Origin of the sequence: Actinosynnema sp. NPDC050436, from assembly GCF_040655415.1 — a bacterium.
Classification (GTDB): Bacteria; Actinomycetota; Actinomycetes; order Mycobacteriales; family Pseudonocardiaceae; genus Actinosynnema.
The window spans coordinates 351,435-365,602 of record NZ_JBFAJV010000004.1; the positions used below are offsets into that span (position 1 = coordinate 351,435).

The 14,168-nt window shown below is 73.6% G+C and carries 11 protein-coding genes; 4 read left to right on the forward strand and 7 right to left on the reverse strand.

The features are described 5' to 3' along the window. Positions 1-133 precede the first annotated feature (133 nt). Together AB0I60_RS14030 and AB0I60_RS14035 are read right to left on the reverse strand one after the other, a co-directional pair. The gene (locus AB0I60_RS14030) at positions 134-3,334 is read right to left on the reverse strand and encodes a BTAD domain-containing putative transcriptional regulator (protein ID WP_360729305.1); all 3,201 of its coding nucleotides are present in this window, start codon (positions 3,332-3,334) and stop codon (positions 134-136) included. A gap of 41 nt (positions 3,335-3,375) precedes the next feature. Then, positions 3,376-4,506: a helix-turn-helix domain-containing protein gene (locus AB0I60_RS14035; protein ID WP_360729307.1), complete on the reverse strand. Its 1,131-nt coding sequence runs from the start codon at positions 4,504-4,506 to the stop codon at positions 3,376-3,378. A 127-nt stretch (positions 4,507-4,633) separates the two neighbouring features. Between AB0I60_RS14035 and AB0I60_RS14040 the strand changes: the two genes are divergently transcribed. Continuing rightward, entirely contained in the window at positions 4,634-5,791 is a 1,158-nt protein-coding gene (locus tag AB0I60_RS14040; protein ID WP_360729309.1) for a cytochrome P450, read from the forward strand. A gap of 73 nt (positions 5,792-5,864) precedes the next feature. Then, entirely contained in the window at positions 5,865-7,157 is a 1,293-nt protein-coding gene (locus tag AB0I60_RS14045; RefSeq protein WP_360729311.1) for a cytochrome P450, read from the forward strand. Positions 7,158-7,359: 202 nt separating this feature from the next. Here AB0I60_RS14045 and AB0I60_RS14050 read toward each other — a convergent pair whose 3' ends face one another. After that, on the reverse strand, positions 7,360-8,835 hold the full coding sequence (locus AB0I60_RS14050) for a peptide MFS transporter (RefSeq protein ID WP_360729313.1): 1,476 nt from the start codon (positions 8,833-8,835) through the stop codon (positions 7,360-7,362). Positions 8,836-8,984: 149 nt separating this feature from the next. Here AB0I60_RS14050 and AB0I60_RS14055 point away from each other — a divergent pair, with 149 nt between their 5' ends. Beyond that, on the forward strand, positions 8,985-9,548 hold the full coding sequence (locus AB0I60_RS14055; protein WP_360729314.1) for a TIGR03086 family metal-binding protein: 564 nt from the start codon (positions 8,985-8,987) through the stop codon (positions 9,546-9,548). 507 nt (positions 9,549-10,055) lie between these two features. Here the strand turns inward: AB0I60_RS14055 and AB0I60_RS14060 are convergent. Next, complete coding sequence (locus AB0I60_RS14060; RefSeq protein ID WP_360729316.1) at positions 10,056-10,577, reverse strand: DUF4262 domain-containing protein; 522 nt, start codon at positions 10,575-10,577, stop codon at positions 10,056-10,058. A gap of 275 nt (positions 10,578-10,852) precedes the next feature. Between AB0I60_RS14060 and AB0I60_RS14065 the strand changes: the two genes are divergently transcribed. Next, the gene (locus AB0I60_RS14065; protein WP_360729699.1) at positions 10,853-11,170 is read left to right on the forward strand and encodes a hypothetical protein; all 318 of its coding nucleotides are present in this window, start codon (positions 10,853-10,855) and stop codon (positions 11,168-11,170) included. A 101-nt stretch (positions 11,171-11,271) separates the two neighbouring features. Here the strand turns inward: AB0I60_RS14065 and AB0I60_RS14070 are convergent, their stop codons facing one another. The 3 genes from AB0I60_RS14070 to AB0I60_RS14080 all read right to left on the reverse strand — a co-directional run bounded on the left by AB0I60_RS14070 (position 11,272) and on the right by AB0I60_RS14080 (position 14,167). After that, on the reverse strand, positions 11,272-12,024 hold the full coding sequence (locus AB0I60_RS14070) for a YebC/PmpR family DNA-binding transcriptional regulator (protein ID WP_360729317.1): 753 nt from the start codon (positions 12,022-12,024) through the stop codon (positions 11,272-11,274). 18 nt (positions 12,025-12,042) lie between these two features. Continuing rightward, on the reverse strand, positions 12,043-12,648 hold the full coding sequence (gene pdxT / locus AB0I60_RS14075; RefSeq protein WP_360729319.1) for a pyridoxal 5'-phosphate synthase glutaminase subunit PdxT: 606 nt from the start codon (positions 12,646-12,648) through the stop codon (positions 12,043-12,045). Between the two features lie 100 nt (positions 12,649-12,748). Beyond that, positions 12,749-14,167 (reverse strand): amino acid permease, encoded by a 1,419-nt coding sequence (locus AB0I60_RS14080; RefSeq protein WP_360729322.1) that lies wholly within the window; start codon positions 14,165-14,167, stop codon positions 12,749-12,751. Between the last annotated feature and the right edge of the window lies 1 nt (position 14,168).

Sequence of the window (14,168 nt, forward strand, 5' to 3'; positions counted from 1 at the left end):
CCGGTCGGACCGGTCGGTTCCCCGTCTGCTCCGTCCGGTCCGACAGTGCTGCCCGGCGATGACAGCCGGCTTGTACGGCGCTTACGTGCGCCGGCAGGACACCGCCGCCGGGTAAGACGGGCGTGGAAACGCGTCAGAGCCCGTCCGTGTCGGGCTGGTCGTCCCCGCGCAAGGCGTCGAGGTGGGCGAGGGCGGCGGGTCGGGGCAGGTCGGTGCCCGCGCGGTAGGCGCGCTCGTAGGCGTGCGGCCCGAGTCGTCGGGCGAGGTCGGCCGCGAGGTCCCGCAGTTCCGGGTCGCCGTGGTCGAAGCTGCCCCGGATCGCCTGGCTCAGGCCGAGCGCGGTCGCCGCGCCGAGCAGGTCGCCCTCGGCGGACCGCAGCCGGGCGAGCAGGTGCGCGGCCGGGGCCGGGTCGCCGTCCGCCACGGTCGCGGCGATCGCGGCGGGCAGCAGGTCGCGGGCGCGGGCGGTGTCGCCGGTGGTCAGCAGGAGCGCCACGCGACCGGGCGCGGCGCGGCGCTCCGGGTCGGGCAGCCGGAGCCGACGTGCCAGTTCCACCAGGTCGTCCAGCGCGCGTCCGGCCCCCTCCGGGTCGCCGGAGCGGCGCTGCGCCTCGGCCCGTCCGCGCAGCACCTCGACTTCCATGTACCGCAACCCGCGCACCCGGGCCAGGTCGGCCGCCCGGTCGAGGTCGCGCGCCGCGCCGGCCGGGTCGTCGGCGCGCGCCCGCGCGGTGGCCAGCGCCACCAGGAACGGGACCTCGTCCTGCGAACCGGTCCCCGCGACCGACGCGACGGCGTGCTCCAGGTGGGCGATCGCCCCGGCGTGGTCGCCCCGGACCGAGTGCACCTCGGCCAGGACCGCCCGCGACACGGCCGCCCACACCCGGTCACCGGTCGCGGCGAACTCGCGGACCGCCCGCGCCCGCGCGGTCGTCACGGCGTCCCAGTCGCCTCGGCCCTGCGCGATCCCCGCCTCCACCAACGACAGGCACGCCGTCGCCCACGGGTCCGCACGGCCGCGCACCCGCTCGACCTCGGCGTCCACCAGGTCGGTCAGGCCCAGGTGGTGCGCGGCGGGCAGCACGACCACCAGCAGGAGCGGCCAGCGCTCCAGCGCCCCGGTGGTCGAGCAGGCGGAGACCAGCGCGCGGACGCGGTCGGCGTCGGCGGTCGGCGCGCGGACGCCGATCAGGGCGTCGAGCGCGGCGTAGGCGCTCCGGGCGTCGTCGGGCAGGGCGTCGCCGAGTGCGAGCGCCTCGGCCGTGAACGACTCCGCACGGGCGTCGTAGCGCACCGCGTACCAGTACCAGTGCAGCAGTCCGAGCAGCCGCACCACCGCGTCGGGTGCCCGGTCGTCGAGGGCGGTCCTCAGCGCGGCCACCAGGTTGTCGTGCTCGGCGGCGAGCAGTGCCAACGCGGCCGGCCGGCCGGGGGAGCGCGCCGGCGGCCCGTGGTCGGCCGCGAGGGCGGCGAAGTGGCCGGTGAACCGGGCGCGGAGGGCTTCCCGCTCCCCCGCCTGCGCCAGTTCGCCGGCCGCGAAGGCGCGGATGCTCTCCAGCATCCGGTAGCGGCCGTCACCGCGTTCCACGAACGACTTGTCGACCAGCGACCCGAGCACGTAGCCGACGTCGTCGGCCGCCAGGTGCTCGTCGGCGCAGACCGCTTCGACCGCGTCCTCCTCCACGGTGCCGGGGAAGACCGCCAGCCGCCGGGCCAGCACCCGTTCCGGCGCGGTCAGCAGGTCCCAGCTCCACTGCACCACCGCGCGCAGGGTGCGCCGGCGCGGCCGGGCGGCCCGGTTCCCGGTCGACAGCAGCCGGAAGCGGTCGTCCAGGCGGCGGGCGACCTGGTCGACGTCCATCGAGCGCAGCCGCGCCGCCGCCAGCTCCAGGGCGAGCGGCAGCCCGTCCAGCCGGCGGACCACGTCCACGACGGCGTCCCTCGTGGCCGGGTCGAGCGCGAACCCGGGCCGGACCGCCGCCGCGCGGTCCACGAACAGCCGGACCGCGTCCGACCCGGCGGCGGCCACCCCGTCCGGTGGCACGGTGAGCGGGCCGAGCCGGCACAGTGCCTCGCCGACGACGTCCAGCGGCTCCCGGCTCGTGGCCAGCACGGTCAGCCGCGACCGCGCTTCCAGCAACCGCTGGACGACCCGCGCCGCCTCCTCGGCGACGTGCTCGCAGTTGTCCAGCACCAGCACCGCGTCCGCGCCGCCGAGCAGGTCGGCGACGTGGTCCACCGGGTCTGCGGTGCCCTCTCCGGCGCGGTGGCCGGTGCCCAGGGCGCCCAGGAGGGCACCCGCCACGCCGTGCGCGTGCTCGACCCCGGCCAGCGGCACGAACCACAGCCGCCCGGCCGCGTGCGCCCGCGCGGCGACGGCGGAGTGGTGGGCCGCCACCTCCACGGCCAGCCGGGTCTTGCCCACCCCGCCCGGACCGACCACGGTCACCAGCCGCGCCCCCTCCAGCAGGGCGGCCAGGTGTGCCGCCTCGGCCGTCCGGCCCACGAACGACGTCAGCCGCGCGGGCAGCCGGCCCGGCGGCGGTCCGCCGCCGGCGGTCGGTCGGTCCGGTGCCCCGCGCAGCACCTCCAGGTGGGTCCGCCGCAGCTCGGCGGACGGGTCGACGCCGAGTTCGGAGGCGAGCCGGGCCCGCGACCCGTCGTAGGCGGCGAGGGCGTCCGACTGGCGGCCGGCAGCGGCGAGCGCGCGCATCCGCAACGCGGTCAAGCGCTCCCGCAGCGGGTGGCGGGCGCAGAGCGCCTCCAGGTCGGGCAGCACCTCGACGTGCCGCCCGACCGCCAGCTCCGCGTCGAAGAGGTCTTCGTGGGCCGCCGTGCGCAGCTCCTCCAGCCGCACCCCGGCGGGTCCCGCGTACGGGGCCTCGGCCACGTCGGCGAACGCGGCCCCGCGCCACAGCGCGAGGGCGTCCGCCAGGGTGGCCGCCGCGCGCTCGGGCAGCCCCGCGACCAGCTCCCGCCTGCCCCGCGCGGCCGTGGTCTCGAAGCGGTGGGCGTCCACGTCGTGCGCGGGCAGGGCGAGCCGGTAGCCCGCGTCCGCCGACTCCACGAGCCCGGGTTCGGGCAACGCCCGCCGCAGCCGGTGGACCAGGGCGTGCAGCGCGTTCGCGGTGCCGGCGGGCGACCCCGCACCCCAGATGTCGTCGATCAGGGCGTCCGGCGGCACCGCCCTGCCCGGGGACAGCGCGAGCCGGCCCAGCAGCGTGCGCAGCCTCGCGCCGGGCACCCGGACCTCGCCGCCGGCACCGACCACCCGCACCGGTCCCAGCACCTCGACCCGGAGGCCCACCCGGTCGTCACGCGTCCCCCGCACCACGGCCGGAACGGTACTTGGCGGCAGGACCCCGCCGTGCCGCGTCAGGAGCGCGCGGACGCGCCGGCCGGCGAACGGGAGGCGGCCGGGCCGACGGTGAGGTCGGCGATGGCGTGGCAGGCGGCGAACCCGTCCGCGCGCACCAGGACGCGGCCGTCGCGCACCCGGACGGCGGTCTCGGTCTCGTCGCTCACCGAGGGCACGCCCAGGGACCGGGCGAACGCCCCGGACTCGTCGCACACCACCCGGACGTCCGGCAGCGCCCCCACCGGGAACGCCTGGCGCAGCGGACCGCAGACCTGCGCGACGACCAGCCGCGCGAGCGGCCCGAGCTCGTGCGGCGAGCCGGTCACCAGCACCACCGTGGTCGCCGCGCCGCGCCGCACCGCCTCCTCGGCGGCGGCCAGCCGGTTCAGGCCGAGCACCGCGACCACGCCGTCCCGGGGCACCAGCGGCCCGCCGCCGACCAGGTCGGTGGCCGCCGGCGGGTGCCAGGGCTCCTCGACCGGGCGGACCGGCGGACCGGGCGGCGGGGTGGACCACCAGTCGTCCAGGTCGAGGTCGGCGAGGTGCTCGCAGGCCCGGACCACGTCGTGCAGCCGGAGGAAGCCGGGCGCGGTGGCGGTGAGCCCGCTCGCGCCGTGCAGCGCGCCGAGCACGACCTCGGCCTGGCGGACCCGGCGCGCGGGCGGCCGGCCGGGCGCGGAGGCGGGCGGGCGCAGGCGTTCGAGGGCGAGGCCGAGCAGCAGCGCGTCGAGCTTGAGCAGTTGGCCGTGGGCGCGGCGGACGTCCTCGGCGAGCAGGTCGGGGGTGAGGTCGGGGCCGAGCCGGTCGTCGGCGAGCGGGCGCACCCAGGCCACCGCGAACGCGCCGAGCGCGGTCCTGAGCCCGACCGGGTCCGCCGGCGGGCGGTCCTGCCCGAGCGCGCCGGCCCCCGCGTCGAGGTCCGGGACGGGCGGGTGGGCGCGTTCGGCGGCGTCGGCCAGGACGGCGAAGTACAGCGCGCGCTTGCCGGGGAAGTTCGAGTAGACCGCTCCCCTGGTGAGCCCGACCCGTTCGGCGATCGCGTCGACCTTCGCGTCGCGGAACCCGCGTTCGGCGAACTCGTCGCGGGCTGCGGCGAGCACCTTCGCCCGGTTGCGCTCCTGGGTCTCCGCCCTGCTCACCCGGGCCATCGGTGTCCCTCCCCGCCCGCTCGTGCCCGGGGCGACGAGCGGGCCTGCCTTGCCGCTCCGCCGTGATCCACGATAACGTCCACTTTCAGATGATGTGAACATCTGATCTGAACATCTGGAGTGTGCGATGACCGTCCCGGAGATCGACCCCACCGACCCCGCCGTGCTGTTCGACCCGTTCACCGCCCACGGCACCGCACGCGAGCAGGGCCGGCTCGCCCGGCTCGACCTGCCCGCCATCGGCTCGCCGTGGGTGGTGACGCGGCACGAGGACGTCAAGGCCGTGCTCGGCGACGCCCGGTTCGGGCTCCGCCACGACTCCTTCACGGGGCTCCCCGGAATCCCGGAGCACTGTCAGCGCTACCTGCGCACCATGTCCGAGCTGGACGGCCCCGAGCACCTCCGGCTGCGCCGGCTCGCCGCGCCCGCGTTCAGCGCCCGCCGCGCCGAGGAGTTCCGGCCGGAGGCGCGGCGGATCGTGGCCGACCTGCTGGACGCGCTGCCGGCGTCCGGCGAGGTCGACCTGCTGGCCCGGTTCGCCCGCCCGCTGCCGATGGAGGTCGTCTGCGCGCTGGTCGGCGTCCCGGACGACGACCGCCCGCAGTGGCGGGAGTTCGGCGCGGACGTGGCGGCGGGGGCCGGGCCCGCGTTCCTCGCCGCCGTCCCGCGCATCGTCGAGGCGGCGAAGGCCGTCGTGGCGCAACGGACCGCCGAACCCGGCGACGACCTGGTCTCCGCGCTGCTGCGCACCCCCGAGCGGTTCACCGACGTCGAGCTGGTCACCCTCGTCCTGCACCTGCTGCTGGCCGGCCAGACCCCGACCCACGTGCTCGCGAACGGCGTCGAAGCCCTGCTCACCCACCCGGAGCAGCTCGCCGCGCTGCGCGCCGACCCGGCGCTCGTGCCGCGCGCGGTGGAGGAGCTGAGCCGGTGGAGCACCCCGCAGATGCTCACCGCGCCGAGGTTCGCCAAGGAGGACGTGGCGTTCGGCGACGTGGTCGTCCGCGAGGGCGACCCGGTGATCACCTCCCTGGTCTCGGCCAACCGCGACCCGCGCGCGTTCCCCGAGCCGGACCGGCTGGACGTGACCAGGACCGGGAACGCACACCTGGGCTACGGCCACGGCCCGCACTTCTGCCTGGGCGCGGCCCTGGCCCGGGTGGAGGTGGAGGAGGCGCTGGCCGCCCTGCTCACCCGGTACCCGGACCTGCGGCTCGCCGGCACCCCGGAACGCGCACCCGACGCCGGCACGTGGCGGCTGGCGTCGCTGCCCGTCCGGCTCTGAGGTCGGGTGGCGGTGGCGCAGCGGGGTGCAAGGCGTCCTTGAGACTTCTCCGCGTCGGCGGCACGGTGGACCCATGCTCGTGGTGAAGAACGCAACGCTGTTGTTTTTGAGCCGCACCATCGTTCGCGGGCACGCCCTGCTCGGTGATCCGGCGGCGCGGCTGTTCGGGATGAGCCCCACGCGCGACCCGTACCCCACTTATGAATCCGTCCGGGAACGCGGCCCGGTGGTGCGCAGCAGAATGGGGCTCCACCTGACCGCGTCGCACGAGCTGTGCAACTCGCTGCTGCGCGACCCCGGATTCGGCCCGATGGCGGCGAACGAGCTGTCGCTGATCGACTCGTCCGCCTACGTCGGGACGCGCCGGCTGGTGAACCCGGTCGAGGAGTCGTTCCTGGTGCTCGACCCGCCCGACCACACCCGGCTGCGCCGGCTGGTCGCGCCGTGGTTCACCCCGCGCGGGCTGCGCGACCAGGTGGCGACCGTGGAACGGGTCGTGGAGGAGTACCTGGACGAGGTCTCCGGGCGGCCGACGTTCGACCTGGTCGGCGACTTCGCCGCGCGGGTCCCGATCCAGGTGATCGCGGACCTGCTGGGCGTGCCGGACGCGGACCACGCGGCCTTCGCCCGCTGGGGCGGCGCGCTGGTCAACGCGCTGGACGGGGTCCGGGACCTGAAGGAGGTCCGGGCGCTGCACCGGGGTCTGCGCGAGTTCGAGGCGTTCCTGGACGACCTGGTCGAGCACCGGCGGCGGCACCCCGGCGACGACGTGGTCAGCCGGCTCGCGCAGCACGAGGACCTGCGCCGCGAGGACCTGATCGCCACCACGGAACTGCTGCTGGTCGCCGGTTTCGAGACCACGGTGAACCTGATCGGGAACTCGGTGCTGGCCGTGCTCGCCGATCCGGGGCTGCGCGAGCGGCTGGTGGACGACCCCGGCTGCGCGGAGGACGTCGTCGAGGAGACCCTGCGGCTCGACCCGCCCGTGCAGTACACGGTCCGCGCGCCGTTCGCGGACACCGAGATCGCCGGCACCCGGCTGCGCAAGGGCACGCCGGTCGTCCTGCTGCTGGCGGGCGCGAACCGCGACCCGGCGGTGTTCGCCGACCCGCACCGGTTCCGACCGGGGCGGCCGGACGGGCGCGAGCACCTGGCGTTCTCGGCGGGCATCCACTACTGCCTGGGCGCGAACCTGGCCCGGATGGAGGGCGCGGCGGCCCTGCGCGGGCTGTTCCGCCGGTTCCCCGACCTGCGCGCGGCGGGCCGCGTCCGCCGCCGGCCGTCCCGGGTCATCCGGGGCCCGGAGCGGTTCCCGGTCAGCACCGGCGCGGCGAAACACCGCCCGATCGTGGAAATCATCAGCTGAACCACAGGAATGTGGTGCAAACTGGAAAGTGCGCGGGCCAGACCCGCCGCACCGCCGCCGTGGCGGGTCGCCCGCGCTTCTCTTTTCCGCACTGGTGCGGATATCGTGCCCGGCCCCGGTGGTAAATCCGCACTCGCGGCCGGCCGGAACCGCCTTCGGCGCGCGAATCGCCGGTAAACGGGCGAAACGCGCGCCGGGGCGGTCAGTTCACGCCGTGCATCAACTTCCGGATGTTGTTCGTGCCCAGCGCCAGCAGCACGCCGACCGCGATGGCCACCCCGCCCAGCACTCCGAAGTACGCCTGGGCGTTCTCGTCGCTGTAGAACCGGACGACGATCGCGCCCACGCCCTGGCCCGCCGCCGAGGCGAGGAACCACAGGCCCATGGTCTGCGAGGCGAACGCGCGCGGCGCGAGCTTCGTCGTCGCGGACAGGCCCACCGGGGAGAGCAGCAGCTCGCCCGAGGTCATCACGGCGTACATGACGATGATCCACAGGAAGTTCGCGCGCACCGCCGGGTCGCCCGCGCTGGCGATCATCATCAGCACGTAGGACACGCCGACCAGCAGCAGCGAGACGGCGAACTTGCGCGGCGTCGACGGCTGGCGGTTGCCCAGCTTCACCCACAGCAGCGCGAACAGCGGCGCGAACGCGATGATCATCACCGGGTTGATGGACTGGATGAACGACGGTGGGATCTCCAGGCCGAGGAAGTTGCGGTCCAGCCGGGTGTCGGCGAACGCCGCGATCACCGTCGCGCTCTGCTCGAACAGCAGCCAGAACATGGCGGCGGCGATGAACAGCGGGATGTAGGCCGTCAGCCGCGAGCGCTCCACCTTGGTCGTCTTCGGGCTGCGCATCATCACCGTGAAGTAGCCGATGGGCAGCAGCACGGACACGACGCTGATCAGGTTGATGACGCCCTCGCCGCCGAGCACCCCGGTCAGCACGAGCACCACGACCACCGCGACGGCCGCGACCGTGACGGCAGCGATCCGGCCGAGCACGCGCACCCGGTCCTCGGCGGGCAGCGGGTTCGGCGGCACGGCGGCCGAGTCGCCGAGGTTGCGCCGGCCGAACCGGTAGGCGACCAGGCCCAGCGCCATGCCGACGGCCGCCGCGCCGAAGCCCAGGTGCCAGTCGACCTTCTCGCCGAGCGTGCCGCACACCAGCGGCGCGATGAACCCGCCGAGGTTGATGCCCATGTAGAAGATCGTGAAGCCCGCGTCGCGGCGCGAGTCGTCCGCCGCGTACAGGCCGCCGACCACCGTGGAGATGTTCGGCTTGAGCAGGCCGGTGCCCAGGACGATCAGGATCAGGCCCAGGTAGACGCCCGTGATGCCGATCGGCAGGGCCAGCGCGATGTGGCCCAGCATGATGAGCACGCCGCCGTAGAAGACCGACCGCTGCCCGCCCAGCACCCGATCGGCCAGCCAGCCGCCGGCGACGCCGGACATGTAGACGGCCGAGCCGTAGATGGCGACCAGGGAGAGCGCGAAGCTCTTGTCCAGGCCCAGCGCGCCTTCCGCCGTGGAGCGGTACAGGTAGTAGGCGAGGATCGCCTTCATGCCGTAGTAGGAGAAGCGCTCCCACAGTTCGGCGAAGAAGAGCGTGGACAGCCCTCGGGGGTGTCCGAAGAAGCCCTTCTGGGGGGCGGAGACCGCGCTCGTGGCGCTCAAGGGTTCCTCCTGGTGTCAACGTTGTCACCCACGGCGTTCCGGGTCACGCTACGCCGTACGTCCGTACTGGAAGGAATCGACTGGCGGAGCCGTGGGGAGGAGCACACGTTCGGGGTGCGACCCGGGGCAACCTTTGGTCCACTCGTGTGGTGGATCTGATCGAGGCGCACGGACGGGCGATGACGGAGTTCGACGCACGGGTGCGCCGGGTGCGGCCCGACCAGTGGGGACTGCGAACGCCCTGCGCGGAGTGGACGGTCCACGACCTGGTCACCCACCTGGTGCAGGAACAGCTCTGGGCACCGGAGCTGCTCGCCGGCTGCACGGTCGAACAGGTGGGCGACCGGTTCGACGGCGACCTGCTCGGCGACGACCCGGTGCGCGCCTGGGTGCTCGCCGCGGCGGCGGCCCGCGAGGCGTGGATCTCGCCGAAGGCCCTGATCCGCCCGGTGCACCTGAGCAGCGGCCGGGCGACGTCGGAGGAGTACGGCTGGCAGATGGCGCTGGACCTCGGCGTGCACGCGTGGGACCTGGCGCAGGCGATCGGCGCGGACTCGCGGCTCGATCCCGACCTGGCGCGGACGCTGCTGGAGTACGCGCGGGAGCACCACGCCGAGTTCGCGGGCAGCGGGATCTTCGCCGACCCCGTCCCGGTGCCCGACGACGCGTCGGACCAGGACCACCTGCTGGCCCTGCTCGGCCGGACGCCGTGAGGCCGTTGCAGGCGAAGGGGCAGTCGAGGGAGCCGCATGAGCCACAAGAGCCGGGCGCGGCGCAGTGGCCGGTGGCCGGGCGGTTCGCATACCGGTAGTGGTCGGCTCGTGGCGGGTGGGGCAAACGTGATCAAGAAAACAGCCGGCGGGGCGCGCGGCGGTGGAGTGTGCGGCGGTGGGGTGTGCGGCGGTGGGGTGCGCGGCGGTGGGGTGCGCGGCGGACTTCTTGTCGTGGGAGAGACCCATCGGGAGCCCCTCCCGCGACCTGTACCTTGGCCCGGGCGGGGCTCCCGGTGACCAAGTCCGTTGTGCGCGTCCCGCCCCGCGAAGCTCCCCGATCTGCGCGGAGCGGGACGTGCTCCCCCCTACCGTTGTGCGGAGCACATCCCCCGGTCGGTCCGCACACCGAAGTGATATCCCCTGGTGGTTGTCCGGTGTCGTGGGCTGCCCGACTGACAACGTTTGCCGGACAAAACCGGTGTGCTCCGGGCCTGGTTCGAGGCTCGGTCAGGGGCCGTTGTGGCCGGGGGTCCAGCTCTCCGGGCGACCGCTCTCGGTCAGCACCAGTTGCCAGTCGGCGAAGCCCTCGGGCGCGTTCGGGTGCCACGGCCAGCGCCCGTCCGCGGTGGGGATGATGATCTGGACGGCCGCGAAGTCGCCCTTGCCGTAGAGCAGGAAGGCGCTACCGAAGAACTCGGGGTAGAAGCCCTTGAAGACGCGTTCGAACGTGACCGGGACGCCGTCGAAGAAGTCGTGGTAGAGCTTGCCGGGGACGAAGCGCTCACCCTGGCCGGCGCGCGAGACGTACATCCGGATGAGCACCTCGGCCATCTCCGGCGGCAACCCGATCACCACCGCTTCGGCCACGCCGAACCTGCGCCAGGCACCCACGGAGAAGGCGTACTGGGCGCCCTCCCGGTCGGCGGGCACGGTGACGACCGCGTGCCCGTGGCGTTCGGCCTGGTCGAACAGCCACTCGCGGAGGTGCGCTTCCTGGGGGTTCAGAGCGGGACTCGACACGTCAGCCATTGTGCACGTGACTCACCGAGCAGTGACCGGACGGCAGCGGTGGCGGGCAACGGCAACGGCAGCGGTGGCGGTGGGGCGGCGGCGGGCAGCCGGGGCGGGGCGGCAGCGGCGGCGGGGCGGCAGCGGCAGCACCGGCACGGAGCCGGCGACGGTGGAGAAGGCCCTGGCCATCCGGGTCGCCGGCACCCGCTTCGTCCTGGACGAACTCACCAGGCTCGCCCGGGGCGAGAACCCGGACGTCGAACGCGACCCGCTGCCTGGCCGAGTCGCTGGACCTGTCGGCAGTCGGCGTCTTCGGGCACTCGTACGGCGGGTTCACGGCAGCGGAGACGATGTACCAGGACCGCCGGTTCGACGCGGGCGTCAACCTCGACGGCCGGGATGAGCGCCGGCGTGACCGGTACGCCCGAAGATTTGAGTGGTGGCCGCGTGGATCGGTGCACGGGCGTGAGGCGGAGAAAGAAACAGAGGCGGGGGAAGAAATAAAAGAGCGTCCTCGCCGGACGGGCGAGCCGCCAAGGATGACGGGCAGTGCGGTGGCGTCGTGCCATCCCCGTATGACCCTGTCAAGACAACCACGCTTGGGTGGGTAGTGCAGGCGAAGTGCGTGCTTGCACTACCCACCCGAGCGTGGTTCGCTGCGCGCAGGCCAGACGGGGGTGACATGACTTTCGGTGGGGTGTGCCTGTTTTTGTCAGGCGTCCACTTCTGCCATTACTTCGTCCGAGACGTCGAAGTTCGCGAAGACGTTCTGCACGTCGTCGCAGTCTTCCAGGGCGTCGATGAGCTTGAAGATCTTCCTCGCACCCTCGGCCTCCAACTGCACCGAGACCGACGGGAGGAAGTTGGCTTCCGCGCTCTCGTAGTCGTAGCCCGCTTCCTGGAGGGCCGTGCGGACCGCCACCATGTCACCGGCCTCGCTGACGACCTCGTAGCTCTCGCCCAGGTCGTTGACCTCTTCCGCACCCGCGTCCAGCACGGCCATCAGGACGTCGTCCTCGGCCAGGGTGCCCTTCGGCACGATCACGACGCCCTTGCGGGTGAACATGTAGGAGACCGAGCCCGGGTCCGCCATGCTGCCGCCGTTGCGGGTCATCGCGGTGCGGACCTCGGACGCCGCGCGGTTGCGGTTGTCGGTGAGGCACTCGACCAGGACCGCCACACCGTTCGGGCCGTAGCCCTCGTACATGATGGTCTGCCAGTCGGCACCGCCGGCTTCCTCGCCGCCGCCGCGCTTGCGGGCGCGTTCGATGTTGTCCAGGGGCACCGAGTTCTTGCGGGCCTTCTGGATGGCGTCGTACAGGGTCGGGTTGCCGTCCGGGTCGCTACCGCCGGTGCGGGCGGCGACCTCGATGTTCTTGATGAGCCGCGCGAAGAGCTTGCCGCGCTTGGCGTCGATTGCGGCCTTCTTGTGCTTGGTGGTCGCCCACTTGGAGTGGCCGCTCATTTCTCCTCCGTCTGGTACTCAGCCCGCGGCACGGACCATGTCCACGAAAAGGCGGTGCACGCGTCCGTCGCCGGTCAGTTCCGGGTGGAACGAGGTGGCGAGCACGTGCCCCTGCCGAACCGCGACGATCCTACCGGCGGCGGCTCCGGCGTCGGCGGATTCGGGGACCCGGGCGAGTACCTCGACGCCCTCCCCCGTGCTCTCCACCCACGGGGCGCGGATGAAAACCGCGTGCACCTCGCCCACGTCGGTGAAGTCGAGGTCCGCCTCGAAGGAGTCCACCTGCCGGCCGAACGCGTTGCGGCGCACCACGATGTCCAGCCCGCCCAGCTGGTGCTGGTCGGGCCGGCCGTCGAGGACCCGGTCGGCGAGCAGGATCATGCCGGCGCACGACCCGTAGGCCGGCATCCCCTCCTTGATCCGCGCGCGCAGCGGCTCCAGCAGCTCGAACGTGCCGAGCAGGCGGCTGATCGCGGTCGACTCGCCGCCGGGCAGCACGACGCCGTCGACCTCGGCCAGCTCCTCGGGGCGGCGGATCGGGCGGGCCAGCACGTCGGCCTCGGCCAGGGCGACCAGATGTTCACGGACGTCGCCCTGGAGGGCGAGGACACCGACGACGGACACGGCTGGACTTCCTCCTCGTTGAACTCCCACCAGCCTAGGTGACCGGCCCGGACCAGGTGCTCGTGGCACCCCGTCCGGGCCGGTCGCGGCCTGCCGGTCGCTAGTCGCGGACGGCGATCCGCCCGGTGGCCTGGTGGGCCTCCGGGCGACGGGACCGGACGACCCGCCAGCCGACGAACAGCACGGCGGCGAGCACGGGGATGGACCAGAACGCGATCCGCTCGGGGGTGCCGGCGAAGGCCATCAGCACGATGACCAGCGCGAGGAACGCGAGGGTGGCGTATCCGGTGTAGGGGGCTCCGGGCATCCGGTAGGCGGGGCGCTCCACCTCGCCGCGCAGGGCGGCCTTGCGGAGCCTGAGCTGGCTGACGATCAGGGTGGCCCAGGTCGCCACGACGCCGAGGGACGCGACGGCGATGGCGATGTCGAACGCCTCCTTGGGCACCAGGTAGTTCAGGACGACGCCGGCGAGGTAGGCGACGGAGGTGAACAGGATGCCGCCGTAGGGCACGTGCCGGGAGTTCATCCGGCCGGTGAACGCCGGGGCCTCGCCCTTCTGCGCGAGCGAGCGCAGGATGCGGCCGGTGGAGTACAGGCCCGAGTTGCACGACGAGAGCGCGGCGGTGAGCACGACGGCGTTCATGATGTCGCCGACCGCCGGGACGCCGAGCGCGGAGAACACGGTGACGAACGGGCTTTCCGCGCCGCTGTACAGGTTCCACGGCAGGAGCATGGCGAGCAGCAGCACGGAGCCGACGTAGAAGATGCCGATGCGGTAGACGACGCCGTTGATGGCCTTGGGCATGACCTCGCGGGGGTTGGCGGTCTCCCCCGCCGCGATGCCGACCAGCTCGACCGCCGAGTAGGCGAAGATCACGGCCTGGAGGGTCATCAGGGCGATGCCGATGCCGGCCGGGAACATGCCGCCGTTGCCGACCAGGTTGTGGGCGCCCGCCTCGTGGCCGCCGATGTCCGCGCTGCCGATCACCAGGGCCGCGCCGGTGACCAGGAAGACGACCAGGGCGGTGACCTTGATGACGCTGAACCAGAACTCCAGTTCGCCGAACAGCTTCACCGAGACGAGGTTGATGGCGACCAGTGCACCGAGGGCGATCAGCGCGGTCACCCATTGGGGGACGTCCGGCAGCCAGCGGTGGACGTAGATGGCCACGGCGGTGATCTCGGCGATTCCGGTCATCGCCCAGTTGACCCAGTACATCCACCCGGACGTGAATCCGGCCCACGGGCCGATGAACTCGCGGGCGTATTCGACGAAACTGCCCGCCGTGGGCCGGTGCAGGACCAGTTCACCGAGGGCGCGCATCACGAAGAACGCGGCGATCCCGCAGGCCGCGTAGGCGAAGACCAGGGACGGACCGGCCTGGGCGAGCCTCCCGCCCGCGCCCAGGAAGAGCCCGACGCCGATGGCGCCACCGATGGCGATCATCTGCACTTGGCGCTTGGACAGCGCTTTGGCGTAGCCGTCGGCGTCCGGCCCCATTGCCCTCTGCTCATTCATG